13 protein-coding genes and 1 pseudogene are annotated in these 21,082 nt (G+C 72.4%); 8 read left to right on the top strand and 6 right to left on the bottom strand.

All coding sequences use genetic code 11. The features are described from left to right. Window positions 1-565: 565 nt before the first annotated feature. Window positions 566-1,231, bottom strand: a complete 666-nt coding sequence (gene snpA / locus ACFYTE_RS38315) for a snapalysin (protein WP_388720976.1) — start codon at window positions 1,229-1,231, stop codon at window positions 566-568. Between the two features lie 596 nt (window positions 1,232-1,827). Between snpA and ACFYTE_RS38310 the strand changes: the two genes are divergently transcribed. Next, window positions 1,828-2,478, top strand: a complete 651-nt coding sequence (locus ACFYTE_RS38310; protein WP_388720973.1) for a hypothetical protein — start codon at window positions 1,828-1,830, stop codon at window positions 2,476-2,478. A gap of 72 nt (window positions 2,479-2,550) precedes the next feature. Here the strand turns inward: ACFYTE_RS38310 and ACFYTE_RS38305 are convergent, their stop codons facing one another. Beyond that, window positions 2,551-4,227, bottom strand: a complete 1,677-nt coding sequence (locus tag ACFYTE_RS38305) for an SWIM zinc finger domain-containing protein (RefSeq protein WP_388720985.1) — start codon at window positions 4,225-4,227, stop codon at window positions 2,551-2,553. Window positions 4,228-4,720: 493 nt separating this feature from the next. On the opposite strand from ACFYTE_RS38305, the gene ACFYTE_RS38300 reads away from it, so the two are divergent. Both ACFYTE_RS38300 and ACFYTE_RS38295 read left to right on the top strand, forming a co-directional pair. Beyond that, a complete protein-coding gene (locus ACFYTE_RS38300; protein WP_388720971.1) occupies window positions 4,721-5,188 on the top strand; it encodes a hypothetical protein in 468 nt (155 codons plus the stop codon). Window positions 5,189-5,830: 642 nt separating this feature from the next. Continuing rightward, a complete protein-coding gene (locus tag ACFYTE_RS38295; RefSeq protein ID WP_388720968.1) occupies window positions 5,831-7,114 on the top strand; it encodes an MFS transporter in 1,284 nt (427 codons plus the stop codon). Window positions 7,115-7,201: 87 nt separating this feature from the next. On the opposite strand, the gene ACFYTE_RS38290 is transcribed toward ACFYTE_RS38295, so the two are convergent. Further along, entirely contained in the window at window positions 7,202-9,244 is a 2,043-nt protein-coding gene (locus ACFYTE_RS38290; protein ID WP_388720965.1) for a TerD family protein, read from the bottom strand. A 367-nt stretch (window positions 9,245-9,611) separates the two neighbouring features. Then, on the bottom strand, window positions 9,612-11,360 hold the full coding sequence (locus ACFYTE_RS38285) for an Ig-like domain repeat protein (protein WP_388720963.1): 1,749 nt from the start codon (window positions 11,358-11,360) through the stop codon (window positions 9,612-9,614). Window positions 11,361-11,635: 275 nt separating this feature from the next. Here ACFYTE_RS38285 and ACFYTE_RS38280 point away from each other — a divergent pair, with 275 nt between their 5' ends. The 4 genes and pseudogenes from ACFYTE_RS38280 to ACFYTE_RS38265 form a co-directional block, all read left to right on the top strand. Beyond that, window positions 11,636-12,490 (top strand): hypothetical protein, encoded by an 855-nt coding sequence (locus tag ACFYTE_RS38280; RefSeq protein WP_388720960.1) that lies wholly within the window; start codon window positions 11,636-11,638, stop codon window positions 12,488-12,490. After that, on the top strand, window positions 12,487-14,631 hold the full coding sequence (locus ACFYTE_RS38275; RefSeq protein ID WP_388720957.1) for an ABC transporter substrate-binding protein: 2,145 nt from the start codon (window positions 12,487-12,489) through the stop codon (window positions 14,629-14,631). The genes ACFYTE_RS38280 and ACFYTE_RS38275 overlap by 4 nt, the downstream gene beginning before the upstream one ends. 28 nt (window positions 14,632-14,659) lie before the next feature. Beyond that, window positions 14,660-16,801, top strand: coding sequence for a bifunctional serine/threonine-protein kinase/ABC transporter substrate-binding protein (locus ACFYTE_RS38270; RefSeq protein ID WP_388720954.1), 2,142 nt, complete (start codon window positions 14,660-14,662; stop codon window positions 16,799-16,801). Between the two features lie 49 nt (window positions 16,802-16,850). Further along, window positions 16,851-17,051 (top strand): annotated as a pseudogene (locus ACFYTE_RS38265) (ATP-binding cassette domain-containing protein); the annotation flags it as partial. A 617-nt stretch (window positions 17,052-17,668) separates the two neighbouring features. Here the strand turns inward: ACFYTE_RS38265 and ACFYTE_RS38260 are convergent. Beyond that, window positions 17,669-18,715, bottom strand: coding sequence for a Ku protein (locus ACFYTE_RS38260; RefSeq protein ID WP_388720951.1), 1,047 nt, complete (start codon window positions 18,713-18,715; stop codon window positions 17,669-17,671). A gap of 53 nt (window positions 18,716-18,768) precedes the next feature. Between ACFYTE_RS38260 and ligD the strand changes: the two genes are divergently transcribed. Next, complete coding sequence (ligD, locus tag ACFYTE_RS38255) at window positions 18,769-19,650, top strand: non-homologous end-joining DNA ligase (RefSeq protein ID WP_388720948.1); 882 nt, start codon at window positions 18,769-18,771, stop codon at window positions 19,648-19,650. Between the two features lie 34 nt (window positions 19,651-19,684). Here the strand turns inward: ligD and ACFYTE_RS38250 are convergent, their stop codons facing one another. Next, window positions 19,685-20,488 (bottom strand): nuclease-related domain-containing protein, encoded by an 804-nt coding sequence (locus ACFYTE_RS38250; RefSeq protein ID WP_388720945.1) that lies wholly within the window; start codon window positions 20,486-20,488, stop codon window positions 19,685-19,687. Window positions 20,489-21,082: the final 594 nt, after the last annotated feature.

Raw genomic sequence — 21,082 nt, 5'->3', positions numbered from 1 at the left:
CCGCACCCGCTCCGCGTAGCTCCCACCAGCAACATGATCATTCGGCACGAGACCGGGACTCTACCCGACCAAGATCAACTAATCGAACGACGTTGCAGTACGGGCAGCGTAACCGCCCACCATCCAGTCGACGCGGCTCCCCCTGTAATAACCCCATAACGCCAGAGTCGACAGCTCGGCGGCACATGCGTAGAGCGCGAATCGGACGAGACGCATGTGGCAGCCAACCACTGGCGAAACGGAACGCGACGCGGCAGGTGCTACCAGCAACCAGAAGCCGAGGGCGTGCGGCTGGTACGTGACGAAGCCCCCAGCCCATACGGACCGGAGGCTAATGGCCCTGTGCCACATCATGGGCGAGCGAGAGCCGGACAAGGTCAAGGACTTGCCGGGTACGACGAGTTGGTGCTCGTGCTGGACGAGACCCTGTTCTTGAAGAAGGGCAGCCGGTCGCGGGCGGGGTGGGTGAGTGCCGCGCGCGGCCCGGCGAGTGCACGTACGGACCGTGGTCCGGTGTCACGGTCCGTACCGGGGGTGCCGCGCTCAGGTGGTCAGCGGGCCTGGTTCACCATGCCCAGGGGCTCTGCGCGGGCCCGGTGGCCCACAGCTGGTCGACACGCGAGCGCTCGGTGGCGTTCGGGTAGCGGTTGGTGCAGGACGGGCCGGGGCCGGCGCCCGACATCAGCTCACTGCACGGCCCGCTGTAGTCGTCCGGCAGGCCCAGCACGTGCCCGGTCTCGTGGGTGACGACGCGGACCGAGTCGTTCTGCTGGATCTGGGCGTAGTCGAGGAAGATATAGCCGCTTCCGTGGCCGTTGGTGGAGGCGTAGGACCCGCGCGGATCGTTGCCCTCGTAGTAGGAGAAGTCGGCACCGCTCGACGCCGGCTGGAGCTTGACGTTGGACACGGAGCTGTTCCAGATCGAGGCCGCGCTCGATATCTGCGAACGGAAGCTCGGTGCCTGGGAGGCGTTGTAGTAGACGGTCACCGCCTGCGCGTTCGGCTGGGCGGCGCGCTTCTCGGCGACCGACTTGAGCACGGCCGCGATGAACGCCTTGTTGTTCGCGGTCTCCTCGACCGACCCGGTGTACCGCTCCACGGAGGTACTGGCGGCAGCGGACGGGGTGGCGGCCGTCTGGGCGCTCGCCGGCACCGCCGCGCCCAGCGCGGAGGCCAGACCCAGGCCGAGAGCGAGGGCGAGGAGTCTCGCGAACGTTCGGGACGACTTCATGTGGGGGGCTCCTACTCACTCGGTGACGCCGAGCGCCCGGTGCGTGGTCGACTCTGCGTGAGCACCGGTTCTGAACTGCGGCAACGTCCTGTGGGTCGTCATTCTTAGAACGGCTCGACAGGGAGCACAACGGGTCTCGCCACTACGTCGCCTCGTAGGTTCCCGGGACCTCGGCAGGGCTGTGTGCGGGGCTTCGGTCCGCATATGGCGGCAGGAGGGGAAGCTGTCGCGGCGTCAGAAGGGCTACGCCACGGGGCAACGGGCGTGCGGGCCGGCCGGGCGGAATCCCGGGACGCACGGCGGGATCCGAATGCAGGCCAAGACGGACAAATCCTCAGATGTCCGCCACGCCGCCTCTACTAAGTGCGCCGGTTGGTGGGTGGAGCGCTGTGACCGACGTCATAAAATATGGGAGTGTGACCCAGATACGCGCCAAAGGGGCAATGAACCCTTCTGCGCTCGGCAAGGGGTGGGTGGAGGGCCTGCGTCCCAGGTGCTGCGTTTCGCTCGCCGGCTTCCCGCCGGGCCGGGCCGGACATGAGCGGGCAGGGAAACCGGCGCCGCATTGTCACACCCGGTCACTACGCTCCGAGGTCATGGGACTTTCGATCTCCGTCGGGCTGCTTTACGACCAGGCGCGCAACGACCCGGAAGGGTACGACCACCACCGCCGCGCCTTCCTCCGCCTCGGCCGGGCGCTGCGCGCCGAGGGCGTCCAGTGGGAGGAGCCGGAGATCACCGCTCCGCCGAGCCCTCACACCTTCTCCGGCGGGTTCCCGTACGGGCATCTGACCCGTCTGCGCCGCATCCTTGTCCTCGCCGGGCAGGACGAGTCCGTCGCTCCCGCCCCGCGCCCCGACAGCGGGGCATGGCGCCGTGACCTTGCGAGGATCGACGACGAGACCTCGCTGCTCGCCTCCCACCTGCTGTGCCACGCGGACAACGCCGGCTACTACATCCCCGTCGACTTCGCCGATCCGCTCTTCCTGCCCCCGGAGTCAGGGGTCGCCGGTGCCGGGATGGTCGGCTCCAGCCATCGGCTCCTGGCCGAACTGGACAGCCTCGCGCCCACGTTGGGCATCCGCCTCACCGAGGCACATGCCTCGCATCCGGGTCCCGCTGCCCAGGCCGCATCCATCGGCCTGTCGGACGACGACCCGTTCGGCCCGGAGAAGTGGGCCCGGGACCAGCTCCGCCAGGCGTGCCGGTCGAGCATCGCCGGCGGTCACGCCGTGGTGTTCCACTGACCCGGCGCACCCTGGTGGGGCGACGACAGCGAACAGGACGACGGCCGGTAGGGGCCCGGACGCCCTCCGGCCTCACAGACCGTGTTCGTCCATGCGGCGCATCAGGTTCCGCTTGCGTTTCTGGGCAGTGCGCAGGGCCGTGACGTACGCGGTGAACTCGTCGGGCGTGCCCAGGCGGCGGTGGCAGTCTCGGATGCTCAGCAGGATGTCGACGAGCTGGTCGTAGACCGAGTTTCCGGTCTGCTCGGCGAGCGGCTCGGCCAGCCGCAGGTAGACAGCGAGCGCGTCGGCGGGACGGCCGGCGCGCGCCTGATCGGCGAGGGTGAGCCACTGCCGGTCATGGGCGCCGGTCCGGGTGGCGGCCTGCCAGGCGGCGTCGACGTCCTTGTCGTCGAGCAGGGCGTCGACCAGGACCGGGCCGTCGTACCAGCCCGCCTTCCGCCGCTCCGCATCAGCGCGCAGCAGGTCCAGCGCCCGTTCGCGCTCGGCCGGCCAGCAGTCCGCGGCCCGCGCGGCGGCCCTCAGCTGCTGGTAGGCACGCAGGGAGCGGCGGGCACCGAAGTGGTCGCGGCGCACGGTGAGGGCGTCCGACAGCCGGTCCGTCCGCGCGTAGCGCTCGCAGAGGTCGTCGACGAGGGCGGTGTCGACGGCGGCGAGGTCCCGGGTTTCCCGGAGGCCGCGTTCCGCCCAGGACAGGGCCTCGTCCGAGCGCCGGGCGGTATCCAGCTCACGAGCGATGACCAGGTGCGTGTGGCCGTTCGGCGCGAGATCGGCCGCCTGGACGGCGATCACCGCGTCGACATCGCCGCCCGCCTTGGCCAGGCGTTCCATCAGGTACTTCTCGGCCCAGCCGGTACGGTTGCGCCGCCATGCCTCGACCGCCGACTCCCGCAGGACGGCCATTCCCTCTTTGCCGAGGACGTCCTCGTAGTCGAGTGGATCGATGCCGGTCAGGCCGTCGTCGATGTCGCCGAGCGCATGGCCGACCAACCAGGACGCCAGCTCCTCGGGGTCGGGGCGCGCCGCACGGCATGCATCGAGGTGGGCATCGGCGAGGCCGGCGCCGATCTGCCCGAGCCGACCGTCGGAGTCGTCGACGCTCTCCACCGCCTCTGCCAGCAGCCGCATCGCCTCCCGAGCCAGAGTGATCGCCTCGACGGCCCGACCCGAGCCGGTGAGCCCGGCGATCGCGGACACGGCCTGCTTGGCCTGGTCGGCGTAGGCGCGGGCATCGGCGTACTCGACGTATCCGTACTGCGCGAAAGGGCCGATGTCGAGCAGGTCGCGGATGCGGGCCCGGACCGTGGCAAGGTCCCCGCGGACGCTCGCGGCCCGCAGTTCCAGGCGCCGCCGCAACTGCCGGTCCTCGCCGATCTGTTCCCGCAGCAGAGCGAGCAACTCGTCCTTTGACAGGGCGGACAGCCATCCGTCGAGGTCCTGCGCGCGCTCCCGCGCCGCCTTGCGCTGCCGCGGCAGGCTCTCCCGTTGGGCGAGCGCCGTCAGGCCGAGGGCCACAAGGTGCTTGCAGAAGTTGCCTTCCAGGCCGTACGGGCAGTCGCACATGCCTGCCAGGCCGCCGGGCCCTTCCAGGGTCAGCTCCGCCTCGTACCGCTCCGTGCCGTGAACGGTCGCGGTGATCCGGCCGTCACCGACCTCGACCCCGGACACCGCGTCCAGGTATCCGAGCCCGCGCTCGTAGGAACGGGCACCGGCCAGCGCCCTGAGGTTGTCCTCGGTGAGACTGCCCATGGTTTCCGCCTGCTCGGGGGTGCGTACTTGACTGACCATCAGCTTATGGCCGCCGACTACGAGTTCGGCGGCTCGACCGTCGATACCGCGTAGATCTTCAGCAGGACGCCTGCCGCGGGCTCACCACAGCCGCTTTGGTACGGGCCGAACCCGTCGATCGCGAGGCGGGGTTCAACTGCGGTACCCGGTACGCCCCCTGGGAGCCGCAGGAGAACTCGCTCTCCTGACCTGGACCTTTTGGCCAGGGCTGAAAGGCATGGCGACCTGCGCCGTCACTCACCAGACTCCTTTCCGGAAGCCCGGCAGCACGGCAGCACAACAGGACGACGAGACGACGGGACGACAGCGCGCCGGGCTGCCGTATCCATGGCGCAGCTCTTGGTACTGGACTTCGAATCGCCGGCGCGCGCTTCACATCCAGGTGGCGGTGGGGACGGGGGGAGGCGCGAACGGCACCACGGGCGACGCCAACCGCACTGGCAAAGGAGAGAAGATGATCATTAAGAGATTCGGCACGTGGGCACTGCGCTCCACGACGTTGGCTCTCACGCTCCCGCTTCTCGGTCTCGGGATGTCCGCTCCGGCGTCCGCCGGCACGTGCACCACCCAGGGTTGCGGAGGCGAGGTCACCAACAACTCCAGCATGCCCATTCGCATCACGAACTGCTGGTCCGACAGTTACGGCGCGTCGGAAGAGGGCGACAAGCTGGGTTGCGTCAAGAGCTACAACGTCAACTACTGGTTCGCCTACAACTCCGACGTGGAACTGCCCGCCCACGACGAGTCCAAGTGGCACTTCTATTACTACGACACCGACGCCTTCCGCGCCTACCGCGGCTGCGTGACGAAGTACCACTACTGGGGCGCGCCCACCTCTACCGCGGACCGGCGGGGCAAGGCGAGTCTCTGGATCAAGATCACCAACCTCGACCATGTGTACATCGACAGCATCAGCTGCTGATACGCCATTGGCTCGGACGGTTGCTTGACGTCGGTGCTGCCGCTTGACGTCGGTGCTGCCAAGGAGCGGCAGACCGGCCCTTGCCGGCTCTGGGCGCTCCTGTGCCGGAGAGGAATGGGGTTGATGAAAGCCCGCGGTCTCAAGCGCCGGCGGGGGATCTCCGACGCCGACGTCACCGGTGTGATCGGCTGGGCCGCGTGATTGCTCTCGCGGCAGTGCCGGCTTGATCCGCCGTGCAGAGGGGCGGGGTCACGCGCCCACCGCCGTGGCCCCCAGCCCGCCGGTATGTCAGGCTCGGGCAGGCGAAGGCGAGACCGGCCTCAGCGTCGGCGTGCCGATCCGCAGCGCACTGGCGCTTCCCACCGGTCCGCCGTCATTTCCGAGCGGGCAACAGCGGGCGGCGCCGCCCTGTCCTGGCGCCGCTCTGTCCTGGCGCCGCCGAGGGGGACTTGGGGCGGGGCCTGTCGGCCGTGCGTAGTCTCCGTCGGCCGGGCCTAGTCTCCGTCGGCCGGGCCGCCGCCCCGAGCGGCCTCCTCAAGCCGTCGTTCTGCCTGCCGCTCAAGTCGCGCTTCAGCGCCGGTCCCTATGGTCGCGTCCGGCGCTGCCCTCGGGTGAGTGGTGGCGAACACCGAAGGGGGTGCCATGGAGATCACGGTACGGCTGCGACAGGCCCGCGCCGCGCTGCTCCTGGTCTTTCTCGTCCACGGCGCGGTCTTCGCCCTGCTGGTCACCCGCATCCCGGCGGTCCAGGATCGGTACGGCCTCAGCGACGCCGCGCTCCCGCTGTTCCTCGCCGCCGTGCCGGTCCTGGCCGGTGCCAGCAGCGTCACCGTCTCGCGTGTGGTGCGCCGGGTTCCCGCTCCCGTGGTGGTACGCGTGCTCCAGCCCCTGATCTGTCTGTGCCTTGTCGGGGTCGGGGCGGGCGAGGCCGTCTGGCAACTCGTGGCCTGCCTCGGCGTGTTCGGGCTGCTGGTGGGTGCCATGGAGGCGAGCCTGAACATGACGGGCATCGGGATCCAGCGGGGCTACGGCCGCAGCATCATGCTCGGCTTCCACGGTGCCGCCAGCCTCGGCGGCATCATCGGCGCCCTGCTCGCCTGGGCCGGAGCCCACCGGCACCTCTCCCTGCTCGTCCTCTTCGCCGGTTCGGTCGCCCTGCTGCTGCCGTTCGCGGTGTCGGTCGGCCCGCGTCTGACCCGGCAGCCGGGCGGGCCGGACACGGCGGCCGGCGGCCGTGCCACGGCGGAACCGGCCGCGCGGCCCTCGTCCACGCAGCCCTCCTCCCCGCGGCCCGCTCGCCCGCGCGGCGTCCCCTGGAAGCCGCTGCTGCCGCTCTGCCTGATCATGACCGTGGCCGTCATCGCCGACTCCACCGCCACCAACTGGAGCGCGAAGTTCCTTGAGGACACCCTGCACAGCTCGGAGGCGATGGCGACCGTGCCGTACGCCCTCTACATGGCGGCCACCCTGGTGGGCCGTGGTCTCGGGGACGGCTGGGTGCAGCGCTGGGGAGCGGTGGCCGTAGTACGGGCGGGCGTCCTGCTCTCCGCGGTGGGGTTCGCCGTCATCGCCTCCGCACCGGAACCCGTGACCGGTGCGCTCGGTTTCGCCGTGCTCGGCGCGGGGTTGTCCGTGATCATGCCCCAGCTCTTCGTGGTCGGTGCGCAGCGACTGCCGGGGACGGTGGACACCGCCGTGGCCCGCGTCAACCTCTTCAACTACGTGGGCTTCCTGATCGGCCCGCCCCTGGTCGGGGCCGTCGGGGCGGCCGTCTCCTACCGGGCGGCCATGTGCGTGCCGCTGCTGCTCATCCTGGGCGTCCTCCTCATCACCGGCTCCCTGGCCCAGCCGGACCCGGCCGACTCCGGCGCCGAATCCGCCCCGCCCGTCCCGCGGTCCGAAACGACCAGGACGACCGCCGGCTGACGGAGTCCGCGGCCGACCGCTCGCCGACCGCCGGAGGGCCGTCGCCGCATCCTCGTTCGGTCGGGGCGGGCTCGGGGATCGGGGGTTTCAGTTTGCCGTCGCGGTCTTTCTGGCGGGTGCTCCACGGGGGGTCGTGCCGTCCAAGTGGACCACCACGGTGGTGTAGAAGCGGTGCACCGCGTCGTCGACGCTGCGGATGAAACCGGACTCCGCGTTGCCGCGGCTGCTTCCCATGCTTTTGAAGAGGGACAGGCGGAAGCCGATGATCTGGGTGCCGTTGTCCTTGGGCAGCATGTCCCCGGGCTCGGGGCGGAGCCGTTCGAGCGTTCCCCGTGGGCCGCCCGTTTCTCCTTCGACGAGGGTTTCGATGTGGAGATCCGCCGGCGCCTCGGCCAGGCGGCGGACGAGCCGCTTCGCCCACGCCAGGGGGTAGCCCTGCTCGGGTGCGGGGATCTCGATGAAAGTGCGGAGCTTGCCCGTACGCAGGTCCGCGCCGGTGGCCAGGACGCCCGGCATGCCCTCGATGCGCAGCTTCGCTTCGAGTTTGCCTTGGAGACAAAGCTGATCGGCGAGGCGGTCCCGCAGCGTCCTTGGGTCGGTACCGCGTTTGGCGCGTTGGACGGGCAGTACCTTCTGCCCCAGTTCACCGCCCAGGCGGAGACAGACCTGGCGAATGAGCCGTTCCCAGCTCTCGACGACCTCCAGTGCGCGCGGGTCTCCCTGGCACAGGGTCTCGTCGTCGATTCCGTTGCGTACCGGAACCCAGGCCGGGCCCATGTTCTGGAATCCGTGGCAGCCGGAGTTCTCGTGCTGCACGTAGTGCAGCAGTTCCTGGAGGAGCCATGCGTGTGCCGCATTGCCGACGCCCTCGTGCCGGATCAACATCTGGGCCTGATGGGCGACTTCGGCCCATGACAGGTGCCAGAGGGCCACCTTGTGCTTGCGCCGTCCGTCGATCTTCACGTCGACGAGCGGGCTGCCCTCCAACGCGACGTCGTTCGACACGGTGATCACGGCCTCGTAGCCACGGCGCGCGGCGATGTCCGCGTAGGCCTGTACTTGATCGGCCTTGAGGGCATTGCCGTTGGTCTTCGTCTCGACCAGCGCCGTCCACAGCTTGCCGGCCCGCTCGACTCGGATCACCCCGTCGGGGCGTCGCGGGGTGTCACCGTGCGGAAGGGTGACTTCGGTGAAGGTTTCCATACGACCGGCCGGCGCCCCGAACGCGGCGGTGAGCCTCCTGCCGAACTCCGGTACCTGCGCCATGACCGACAGCAGCACCGAGGTCGCTCGCATTTCACGGTCCCGGTCGCTCTTGAGCACCGACACGGGGAAGAGCCTGGCCTCTTTCCACGACTCGTTCTCCGCCAGCGTCTTCTTGACCGCCTTGGGCAGGGTGACCTTCTTCTTCGCGGTACGCGGTCGTGCGGTCGGCTTCGTCTGCCCGGCCTCGCTCTCAGGCCGGCGAGGTGCGGGGACCGCCTCCAGGGTCCCCGCTGGTGTCGGTCCGTCTGCTGACGCCGGTGCCGTCGCCCCCGCCTGCTGGTCAACGGCGGCGCCGGCCGGTGCCTCTTCTGCCACCGCGTCGTCGTCGATGTCGACCCCGAAGTCCGTCGCCAGGCCGGCGAGGCCCGTGTCGTAGCCCTGGCCGACCGCGCGGAACTTCCACTCCTGCCCACGCCGGTACAGTTCGCCGAAGATGATCGCGCTCATCGAGTCGGCGCCGTCGATGGAGAAGCGGAGCAGTTCCTCACCGCCGCCGTCCGCCAACGACAGCCTCACGCCTTCCAGTTCTCCGAAGCGGGCGCGCTCGTACCGGCTGGCGGCCACGACGATGCGGTCGATCTCGGGCGGGACCGCGGTCAGGTCGAAGCTGATCCGGTCCTCGCTGCCGTCCGCCGTCGGTGTCTTGCCCAGGAGCTGCACGCTCCCGTCAGCGGCGACCGGGTTGTTGTAGAAGTAGAAGTCCGTGTCGCTGCGGACCTTGCCGTTCGCGTCCAGCAACAGGACGGATACGTCGGCATCCCCTTCGCCCGTCGGGCTCCTCCAGCCCAGACCGACGATCACCGAACCGACGTTCTCGCTCAGGGCTGGCAGAGACACGTTCGAACCCTTGACCATCTCACACATAAAGCCCCCCAACACAACGCAGACCGGGCGTGCGAGCGCCCCTGCCCCAGTTGCCTGATGTACAGCGCTATGTGACGAGCCGCACACGGGCGACTGTAGTACCAACGGAGCGCAGTTGTAGGAGTTGCGGAGAATTCGTAGAGGTGGTGCGGGCCTAGGTCGAAGTGGCCCGTGGGTGTGCGGTGGGTCGGTGTCGTCCCGGTGGCCGTGGGGGCTTGTGGTCCTCCGGGGGGAGGCTCGCGGGTGCCTGCGTCCAGGGTGGGCTTGATTTACTCACCGTTGCGGGGCTGTCGGTGTTCGAAGGGGTGGCTCGGGTGCCCCTTGCACGGTGGGGCGCCCGAGACGATGTCCGACGGGATCGGTGGGGTCAGCGTGTGATGCGGATCGCTGCCGACGCGGTCGAGGGTGTGTGCAGGTCGTCACCGGGCCAGCTGACCGTGTAGGTCACGTCGCGCCGGGTGCGCGGGATGTCCTCGACGGTGAATGTGCCGTCCGCGGCGACGGTCACCGACGACAGGGTGCCGGTGCCGAGCCGGTCGGTCCGTTCGACCTTCAGTACGGCGCGGTCCGGCAGGGCCTTGCCCTGGGCGGTGAACGTGCCGGTGATGGTGATCCCGGCGTCCAGCGACCCCTCGTCCGGCGCGGTGAGGGCGATCGAGGTGGGCGCCTTTGCCACGGTGACGGTGTGGGTGATGTCCTCGGCGGGGCGGTGGGTCAGGTCGCCGGGGAAGGACACGGTGTAGGTGGCGTCGCCGACGAGGTCGGGCTCGTCGAGGACGGTGAAGGTGCCGTCCGCCTTGACGGTGGCGGTGCCCAGGTCATGGGTGCCGGTCGCGTCCGTGCGGGTCGCCGTGACCTTCAGCGGCGTACCGGGGGCGGGTCCGTCGGACTCCAGGCTGCCGCGCAGGGCCAGCGGCTCGCCCGCGACCGCCTGGGCCGGGCTGTGCGTGAGGCCGCCGGTGAAACGGGTGTCGTACTGCACCGCCGGCGGCTGGATGATGTGCAGCCAGAACTGGCCGCCTACCGCGTTGGTGGTGACCGCGAAGAGGCGGGAGCCGTCGGCCGACCACTCCATGCCGCGCGGGGCGACGCGGTCGCCGTCGAGGCTGCCCTCGAAGACGAACTCCAGCGGCGCCGTCGTATCGGCCGGGTCGGCGGGCTGGAGCAGCAGGTCGGGGGTGGAGCCGGTGGCGGCGGCGCCGCGGGCGAGGTACTTTCCGTCGCCGCTGAAGGCGACCGAGCTGGCGGTGGCACCGGCCGGGAGCGCCGGGTAGGCGTTCGCCGTGTCGGACAGGTCGTCGGTGTTGAGCAGCCGGGTGCCGTGGCCGGCGTCGGCGACCGCGACCTTGCTGCCGTCGGTGGAGAACGCCATGTCCTTCAGGTCGAGCGCGCCGTTGCCCGCGGCGTCGGCGAAGCGGCGGGCGGCGCCGCGTACGAGGGCGCCGTCGCGGGTGTCGTACACCGTGAGGAAGGGGTTGGCCGCCTTGTCGTTGCGGGGCTGGCCCATCAGCATCCGGTCGCCGGGGCCCGCCTCAAGTTCGAGTTTTCCGTAGTCGTTCCAACCGGTGCGGGTGTGCAGGCCGTCGACGATGCCGTCCAGGTAGGTCGAGGCGGTGGCACACGTGCCGACGTACTGCGAGTAGGGCGTGGTGAAGTACAACTGGCCGCCCGAGAAGGCGAGTTCGCGTCCGCATGTGTCGGTGTAGGTGGAGGCGACGACGGCCGGTTCGAGGGTGGTGGTGTCGTACGTCTGGATCTGCTCGCGCAGTCCGGCGTGGAGCTTGCCGCTGTCGGCGCTGAGCGCAAGGCCCGAGACATGGGCCGGGGTCTGGAGCGTGGCCAGGTGTCCGCCCTGGAAGTCGTAGACGGCGATGGTGCCCTTGTTGAGGTAGTAGTCGGTGTTGCTGTCCGCGATGAACACGCGCTGGTGCACGGAGTCGACGGCGAGCGCCGAGTACGACGAGATCGGCAGTTTGACCACTGCCTCGGAGGCCGCCGCGTGTGCCGCGGGTGCCACGGCGACGGTCAGGCCGGCCCCCGCGAGTGCGGTGGCGAGCAGCGTCGCCGCCAGGCGTCTGGGACGGTGTGCCGTGTTCTGACGGTGTGCAGTGTTCAACTGTGCCCCCACAGGCCTGTGTTGGTGCCGATCACGCTCGATGCGGCACCTGTGAAGCCCATGAAACAGCTGTGAAGATCTGCTGTCCAAGGGTTACACGCCTGTTGCCGGCCCGATGCACCGCACGTCACATCCCCGTCTCCCCATGCGCCAAGATGAGTTGATCGATGCACGCGCACCCCGGGCGGTGTCGTGTGCGGGCCGGGGCAAGCGGCGCGGGACGGAGGATTGTGACGTACGCAGGGGCGCTCAGGCGCGGAAGACGGGGGTCTGCGGTGCTGGTCTGTGCGACGTTGGCACTGCTGGCGGGGTGTTCGGGGGAATCGGGGAGCGGGGCCGGTCCCGGTGCCGCCACCTCGGCCGCGACGGGCGGCGGCTCGACGGGCTCCGGCACGGCCGACGGCGGTACGTCCTCGGCGGGCTCCGGCACGGACTCCGGTGCCGGCGCACAGGCCGGGCAGTCGGGTGCGGGCGCGGCCGATCCGCGGTTCCGGGCCGATGCCGCGCGGCTGCCCGAGACCCGCTCGCAGGCGCTGCGGCTGCTGCGTACCGTCACCGCCGGTCCGGACAGTTACGGGCCGGGCTACGAGCGCCGCACCCCGTACGAGAGCGATCCGGCCGACTGGCCGGTGCTGGGCTCCGACTGTGTCTGGCGGCAGGCGTCGCTCCCCGCCGATGTGCTCGGCAGCCTCACCCGCTATGCCCGGCTCCCGGCCGGCGGGGGCAGGGGCGAGGTGCGCACCGCCGCGACCGTCACCGTGCACCGCACCGCCGGCCAGGCCGACGGGGAGATGGCCGAGACCCTGGAGGAGGCGCTGCGCTGCCCCGACCAGCAGCTGCGGGCCACCGAGCGGATCAGCGGCCTGAACTCGATCGGCTCCGGCTACGGGACGAACGGGAACACCTCGGCCGACGATGTGCTGCTGGAGATGGGCGAGTATGTGAATCCCGCCCTCGGCAAGGGGGCCATGCCCTACTTCTGGGACCAGGTCCGGCTCGGGCCGGTGACGATCGCCGTGGTCGTCGAGGGCGGCAAGGGCTACGCGCAGGGCGATCTGCTGGCCGCGCAGGCGCGGGCGGTGGCCGCCATGGAGACCAAGGTGCGCGGCGAACTGGGGGCCGGCAAGTGATCGACCGCTCGCTGCGCCCCGACGACCCGTCCTTCGTCGGCGGGCACCGGCTGCTGGCCCGGCTCGGCGAGGGCGGCATGGGCGTCGTCTATCTGGGCCGGACCGACTCGGGGGCGCTCGCCGCCGTGAAGGTGATCAGGGCCGAGTACGCGCTGGACGACGACTTCCGTACCCGTTTTCGCCGTGAGGCGGACGCCGCCCGGCGCGTGGACGGCCCCTGGGTGGTCAAGGTCACCGGCGCCGACCCGGACGCCGCGCGGCCCTGGCTGGCCACGGTCTTCGAGCCCGGCCCCTCGCTCGCCGAGGCCGTCGGTCGGCACGGCCCGCTGCCCGTGCGGGCGGTGCGGGTGCTGGGCAAGACGCTGGCCCGCGCGCTGGCCGCGGTGCACGGGGCGGGGCTCGTGCACCGGGACGTGAAGCCGGGCAACATCCTGCTCGCCGCGGACGGCCCCCGGCTGATCGACTTCGGCATCGCCCGCTCCCTCGACGCGACCGGGCTGACCGCGACCGGACTGGTGGTCGGCACACCCGGGTTCCTCGCCCCCGAGCAGGCGGCGGGGGACGGCGACTGGGTCGGCCCGGCCGGCGATGTGTTCTCGCTGGGCTGTGTGCTGGCGTACGCGGCGACGGGCCGGCCGCCGTTCGGCAGCGGCCCGGTGGACGCTTTGCTCTACCGGACCGTGCACGACGAGCCCGATCTCGACGGCCTGGACCGGCAGGACGAGGAGTTGGCGGCCGTGCTGCGGCGCTGCCTCGCCAAGGACCCGGCCGGCCGGCCCGCTCCGGAGGAGTTGGACGCCGCGCTCGTGGAGGACGTGCCGTCGGGGACCGTCGACTGGCTGCCCGCCGCCGTCGTCCGCATGGTCGCCGACCGGTCGGCCGAGATGCTGTCCCTGCCCGAGATCGGGGCCACGATCATCGAGGGGCCGGTGCGGGACCGCGGCCCGTCGCGGCGCGGGTTCCTCGCGGTCGCCTCGGGGGGTGCGGCCGTCCTCGCCATGGGCGGCGGTGCCGCCGCCTGGGCCGCGCTGCACGACGGCACCGGGAGGCACACATCGGCCGGGCCCGGCTGGGCGATCGGCGTGCAGGCCGATCTGAGCGGCCCGGGGAAGGCGGCCGGGCGGGCGCAGGAGCAGGGGGCGCGGATCGCGGTGGAGGAGTTCAACGCGCGCCTCGGCCGGCCGTTCACGCTGCACCTGACGACCTCCGACGACGGGGGCCGGGCCGAGCGCGCCGCGGCGGCGGCCCAGCGGCTCGTCGACGACCCGGACGTCCTGGCGGTGATCGGGTCCAGCACGGACGCCACCACGCAGGCCGCCCTGCCCGTCTACGACGCGGCCCTGCTGCCCGTGCTGGGCATGTCCGCGGGGCAGAACCTCGCGCAGAACGTCCGCTCCTTCGTGCGCGGCCGGCCGCTGCACAACGTGGTCGCCATGAGCCTCGGCTACCAGTTGGAGGCGACGAGCGCGGCGACTCCGGTCGGGGTGCTGCTGGACCGCAGCGGCGGGGACCTCTCCTGGATGACCATCCAGATGGTCAACTTGGTCGTCCGCCAGTACGGCGACGCCACGCACCCGCGGGTGGTGCCGGCCGGCACCGGCGATCTGACCCCCGTACTGGCTCAGATGCGCTCCGCCGGCATCAAGGCGTTCGTGTACGCGGGCCCGCTCGACGGGGCGATCCGGGCGGCGCGGGGGCTGGCGGACTTCACCGGGCCGAAGTACGCGGCCGAGCCCGCCCTCGACGCCCGGTTCGCCGCCGAGCCCGCCGCGGCCGGGTGGACGGTGGTGGCCGGCGCGATCGGGCCGGGCGCGGCCGGCGTCCGTTCCTTCGCGCAGGCCTTCCGCACGCGGTACGGGCGCGCGCCCGGCTTCTGGGCCGCCGAGGGCTACGACGCGGCGAAGCTGCTGATCCGGCAGCTCGTCGCGACGAACGGGAAACGGCCGGCGCGCAAGGCGCTGATCGGCCCGTTGCGGAAGGCCACGTACCACGGCATCACCCGGGACTTCGCCTTCGACCAGAGGAGCGCGGGCCAGCCGGTGCTGACCACGCCGGCCAGTTTTGTGCACCAGGTCATCGACGGCGAGTTCCACTATCTGGGCCCGGCCCCGGACAAGGCGCCGCAGCCGAGGACGGTGTGACGGTGCGCCGGCCGGGGGGCGGGCGACGATGCGGCCGCTGACCGCCGCGGACCCGGAGTCGGTCGGCGGGTACCGGCTGCTGGCCCGGATCGGGGCGGGCGGCATGGGCGTGGTGTATCTGGCGCGCTCCGGGGGCGGGGCCCTGGCCGCCGTCAAGGTGATCCGTGCCGAGCACGCCGCCGATCCCGGTTTCCGGGCCCGGTTCCGCCGCGAGGCGGCCGCGGCGGCCCGGGTCGACGGCCGGTGGACGACGCCGGTGACGGCCGCCGATCCGGAGGCCCCCGAGCCGTGGATCGCCACCGCCTTCGTTCCCGGTCCCTCGCTCGCCGAGACGGTCGGCGGGCACGGGCCGCTGCCCGCGGACACGGTGCGGGCGCTGGGTGCCCGCCTCGCGGACGCGCTCGCCGCCGTCCACGCGGCCGGGCTCGTGCACCGCGACGTCAAACCCGGGAACGTACTGCTGGCCCTGGACGGCCCCCGGCTGATCGACTTCGGCATCGCCCGCGCGAGCGGCGCCACCGCGCTGACCGCGACCGACGTGATCGTCGGCACCCCCGGTTATCTCTCGCCCGAGCAGGCCCGGGTCCGCGACGGGGAAGTGGGCGCGCCGAGCGACGTCTTCTCGCTGGGCTGCCTGCTCGCCTACGCGGCTTGCGGGCGGCCGCCGTTCGGTAGCGGCTCAGCGGCGAGTGTGCTGTACCGCACCCTCCACGAGGCGCCCGATCTCGGCGGCGTCCCGGACGAGGCGCTGCGCGCGCTGCTCGCCCGCTGCCTCGCCAAGAATCCGGCCGACCGCCCGACCGTGCCCGAACTGCGCGCGGATCTCGGGGAGTTCGCCACCGACGACTGGCTGCCACCGGGTCTGCCCGCGGTCATCGCCGAGCGTTCGGCCGAGGTGCTGAACCTGCCGGAGCCGGAGCGGCCCGCGCCGGACGATGCGACACCGGCCGGTACGGCAGCCAGGGAGCGGACCGTGTCCGGCCGCCGCCGTTTCCTGGTGCTCGGCTCCGCGGCGGCGGGCGTCCTGGCCGCGGGCGGCGGCACCGCCTGGCTCCTCGGCGCTCGCCGCGGGGCGGACGCGAGCGGTCACCGGCCCTCGCGCACGATCGCCGTGCAGGCCGATCTGACAGGCCGGGGCAAGGCGCTCGGCACCGCCGTCGAGCGGGGCGTGCGGCTCGCGGTCGAGCAGCACAACGCGCGCGCGGACCGCGGCTTCGACCTGGCCCTCACCGTGCTCGACGACCGCGGGGACCCGGACCGGGCCGGGGAACTGGCCCGGCGGCTCGTGGCGGACGGAACGGCGTCCGCGGTGGTCGGACCGACGTCCGACGCGACCGCGCTCGCGGCCCGGGACGCCTACAACAAGGCCCTCTTGCCGATGGTGACCGCGTGGGCGGGCTCCGACGCCCTGTACAGCACGGTGTCGGTGACGGAGCCGGCCGTGTTCCAGGTCAGGCCGTCCGACGGCGCGATCGCCACGCCACTCGTCCGCTATCTCACCAGCGTCAGGCCGGTCACCCGTACCGCCCTGGTCGACGACCGGGCGACCCGCGACTACAGCTGGCTGATCGCCACCTCGCTGACGGCGGCTCCGCCGTCCGGTGGGTCGGTCACCACGTACCCGGTGGCCGCGGACACCGACGACTTCGGTGCCGTCGCAGCGCGGGCGGCCCGGGCCGAGGCGGTGGTCTACTGCGGCGGTTCGCCGCGGCGGGCCGCCGCCTGCGCCCGCGCGCTGCGGGCGGCCGGGTTCACCGGCACACCCGCCGCGACCGAGCCGGTGCTCGACCCGGTGTTCCTGGACGCGGCGGGCGCGGCGGCCGAGGGGTGGGTCTTCTCGGCGACGTTCGTGGACCCGGCGCGGCTGAAGTCGGCCGCCGGGTTTGTCCGTTCGTACCGGCGGCGGTACGGCGCCGGCGCGGTGGGGCGGGGCGCGGCGGAGGCGTACGACGCGGCCGGTCTCGTCGCCCGCGCGCTGACCGCGGTGAGGGCGGGTCCGGTGGACACCGGCACCCTGGTCCACCGGTTGCGGTCCCTGTCGTTCCGGGGTGTCACCAGGACCATCGGCTTCCAGTCGGACACCGGCACCGTGCAGATGAACCCGGGGCTGTTCCTGTGGCGGGTGACGGGCGGGACGCCGGTGTTCCTCGGGCAGTACCAGCGGGTGTAGGCGGCACCTGAACGCCGGCCGTGGCGGGAAAGCGCCGGCCCTGACCCACCGGGGGACGCCGCGCCGGGAACGCCGGGCGCGCGCCCGGGAGGCGCTGGAGCAGGTCGGCCTCGGCCACCGGATCCGGGCGCTGCCCACGACGCTGTCCCGGCGGTGAGCGGCAGCGCGTGGCCATCGCGCGCTGGTGGGCCGCCCGTCGCCGCTGCTGTGCGACGAGCCCACCGGGAACCCGGACACGGCGACGGCGGACGCTCGGCAGGTCGACGGCGACGACGACGGCCGCGGGACCGCTCGGCGACGGGACCAGGGCCGCAGCCTCGGGCCGCAGCCCGCCCCGCCCGCCGATCCCGACGATGCCGACGATGCCGACGATGCCGACGACGACAAGTCCGTCCTCCGGCTCCCGAACCGGCTGCACCGGTCCGGCACGACGATCGTGGTCATCACCCACGACCCGGCGGTGGCCGTGCACAGCGGCCGGACCGTGGCGCTCCGGGACGGCCTGCTGAGCGGGCCGGTGGGCGCGTGAGGATTCCGTTCCGGCGTGCCGCACGCCCTGCCCGCACGGTCCGCCGGTCCGGCTGCCCCCTGCGTGACCTCGTCTCGGTCTCGGAGGCCCTGGCCGGGATTCTGCAGCGGCCCGCGCGCTCCGCGCTGATCACGCACCCGCCGGGGCCTCGGCGGCGGCAGTCGAGGGACCGGGCGCGCGGCGTAGGGCCGCAGCGACCACGCGCCCAGGGGGCGGTCCGGCTCCACGCCCGGAGAGCCGCGTCGGCCTGCGGCACCGCCGTCTCCTGCCGCAGGGGAACACGGGCGCGCACCGCACGGGCAGCGGGCGCGGGGCCGGTGGTTCGTCCGGTGGCGCGGTCAGGCCGTGCGTTTGCGGGACGCGGTGGACTTCTTGGCCGTCGTCTTCTTGGCTGTGCTCTTCTTCGCCGCCGCGCTGTCGGCGGACTTGGCGGCCGACTTCGCCGCCGTCTTCTTGGCCTGGGCGGACTTGGCCGTCTTCTTCCCCGCGGCGGCCGTGGTCTTCTTCGCCGCCGTCTTCTTCCGGCCGCCGGTCTCCTTGGGGGCCGCGCGGGTGGACCGGCGCAGCGTGGTGACCTCGGCGTGCTCCGCCTCCTCCTCGCCGCGGGACTCCTTGGCGGCCCGGACGCTGTTCTCCAGCGCGGCCATCAGGTCGAGCACCTTGCCGCCCGCGGCCGGGGCGGGCACCTCGGGAGGCTCCTCGCCGGCCGCCTTCGCGGCGATGACCTCCTCAAGGGCCACCTGGTACTCGTCGTGCAGATCGGCCAGGTCGACCTCGCCGAGCGTGTCCATCAGGGCGTCCGCGAGATCGAGTTCCTTGTCACGGACCGTGACATCCGTCTCCGGCGCGACCCCCTCGGGGGCCCGCACCTCGTCCGGCCACAGCAGGCCGTGCATGGCGATGGCCTCGCCCACCACCCGCAGCATCCCGAGGCGCTCCCGGCCGCGCAGCGCGTACTTGGCGATGGCGACCTTGTTGCTGCGTTTGAGCGCTTCGCGCAGCAGGGTGTAGGGCTTGGCGGCCGCCGCCCCGCCGGCCGCGAGATAGTACGCGGCGCCCATCTGGAGCGGATCGATCCGTTCGGCCGGTACGAAGGCCACGATGTCGATCGTGCGCGCGGTCGGGATCGGCAGGTGGGCGAGATCGTCGTCGGAGATCGGGACGATCGTGCCGTCCGCGTCCTCGTACGCCTTGCCGATCTCCGCACCGCTCACCTCGCGGTCCTCCAGTTCGCAGAACTTGCGGTACCGGATGCGGCCGCCGTCCTCGGTGTGGATCTGGCGGAAGGAGATCGCATGGCTCTCGGTGGCGTTCACCAGCTTGATCGGGATGCTGACGAGGCCGAAGGAGATGGCGCCGTTCCATATGGATCGCACGTGCCGCACCCTTCCATCCGGTTCGTGGTGATGTGTCCGCGAATATCTGGGATTGTCATCGTATGACGCCGATCACCGAGGTGGAGGGGCGACGGGTCGCGCTCAGCAACCTGGAGAAGGTGCTGTATCCGGCGACCGGCTTCACCAAGGGCGAGTTGCTGCACTACTACGCGACCACTTCCCGCGTCCTGCTCCCCCACCTCCGTGACCGGCCGGTGTCCTTCCTGCGCTATCCGGACGGGCCGGGCGGGCAGGTGTTCTTCACCAAGAACGTGCCGCCGGGTACGCCCGAGTGGGTCACGACCGCCGAGGTACCCAGGTCGGAGGGGCCCGCGCGGATGGTGCTGGTGCAGGACCTGGCCTCGCTGATGTGGGCGGCGAACCTCGTCACCGAGTTCCACACGCCCCAGTGGTCGGTCGGGGCGCCCGCGCAGGCCGACCGGCTGGTCTTCGACCTCGACCCCGGGGCCCCGGCGACGGTCGTGCACTGCTGCGAGGTCGCGCTGTGGCTGCGGGAGCGGCTGGCGGCGGACGGGATCGCCGCGCACGCGAAGACGTCCGGGGCGAAGGGACTGCATCTGCTGGCCGCGGTGCGCGGGGCCTCATCGGAGCGTGCCTCGGAGTACGCGAAGGAGGTGGCCGTGGCGGCGGAGCGGGCACTGCCGCGGCTGGTGGTGCACCGGATGACCCGGAGCCTGCGGCCGGGGAAGGTGTTCGTGGACTGGAGCCAGAACGCCGCGCGGAAGACCACGGCCACGCCCTACACGCTGCGCGCCCGGACCGAGCCTTCGGTGTCCGCACCGGTCACCTGGGAGGAGGTGGCGGAGTGCCGGGAGGCGGGGCAGCTGGTGTTCCGGGCCCAGGACATGGCGGCGCGGTTGCAGGATTTCGGCGACCTGATGGCCCCGCTCCTGGACGGCGCGCACGCGGCCGAACTGCCCTGACGGGATACGGCGGGGCAGCCTGCCGCGCCGGTCCTCACACCCGCAGCCAGGTGTTCCGGTCGCGGGCCATCGCGTGCAGGGCCTCCACGTCCGCCGGCTTCAGCACCGCGCCCAGCCGGGACAGCGCCGGCACGTCCGTGTCCCGCAGGACGCGCAGCTCGCGCGGCGGGACGGTGACGGTGACCTCCGCGGCGCCCGCGAGGGCCAGGACCGGGCGGACCTCGGCGGTCAGCGCGTAGGAGGCACGGTCGGCGTCGGCGCGGACACGGCGCAGCAGCGGGTGCGCCTCGCGGCGGCCCAGCGCGACCAGCGGGTCGGTCACCAGAACGCGCTGCTTACGGGCGTACAGGCTGTGCAGGGCGAACAGTCCGCCGGGGCCGATCAGCAGGTGGTGGATGCGGTCGCCGCCCGGCAGCGGGATGGAGTGCAGGGCGTGCCAGCCCGCGCCGTCCAGCCCGTCCAGGGCCTCGCCGACGGTCTGCTCGGCGAGCAGCGCCCGGCGCCGCGGGTCCGGGCGCAGCCGCCGGGCCGGGCCGGGATCCCGGTCGAGGGCCACCAGCAGCGCCTCGCCGGGGCGGTTGGGGGCCAGGTCGTCGTCCGGGTGCAGGGAGAGCCGGGCCAGTTCCGCGGGCGTGGGGACGGGCGGCGGGCCCACGGCCACCGGGCCGGTCAGGAAGGGGCCCAGGGCCTCCAGTACGTCCTCCCTGCGGTCCTCGCTGAGCAGGTTGACCCGGGCCGCCTCACGGTCGTACCAGGCGACGTTCCTGCCGTCGACGAGGCATACGTACAGCCGCTCCCGGCCGTGCCGCCGGTCCGGCACCACGCGCAGTCCGCTCATGCGGCATCACCCCTCGACCATGGGAACAGGCGGGCACGCCAGGGGCAAGGGCCGACGTGGGACTGCGTCGCGAGTGCGGGGTGCGGGGCGCTTGTGGCTTCTTGCGCCGTTCCCCGCGGCCCTGGCGGGGCGGCTCGGGGGTGCGCGTGGGATGCGGAGTGCGGGGCGTGGGTGGCTTCTCGCGCCGTTCCCCGCGCCCCTGAACGGGGGCGGCACGGGGGTGCGCGTCGAGTGCGGAATGCGGGCCGCATGTGGCTTCTCGCGCCGTTCCCCGCGCCCCTGAACGGGGGCGGCACGGGGGTGCGCGTCGAGTGCGGAATGCGGGCCGCATGTGGCTTCTCGCGCCGTTCCCCGCGCCCCTGACGGGGGCGGCACGGGGGTGCGCGTCGAGTGCGGGGTGCGGGGCGCTTGTGGCTTGTCGCGCCGTTTCCCGCGGCCCTGGCGGGGGCGGCGTGGGTGGCTTGGCGCGCCGGTCCCTGCGGTCCTGGCGGGGGTGGCTGGTTGCGGCTCTGGGGGTAGTGGATTGGTTCTGTTGGGTCAGTGTGGGGGGACCGGGGGGAGGGGGGCTTCTAGCGTGGCGAGCAGTCGAACTTC

The sequence above is a fragment of the Streptomyces sp. NPDC004629 genome (assembly GCF_042873595.1).
GTDB lineage: Bacteria > Actinomycetota > Actinomycetes > Streptomycetales > Streptomycetaceae > Streptomyces.
The sequence above is the reverse complement of the archived record's forward strand: the minus strand, read 5'-3'. Positions and strand labels throughout refer to the sequence as shown.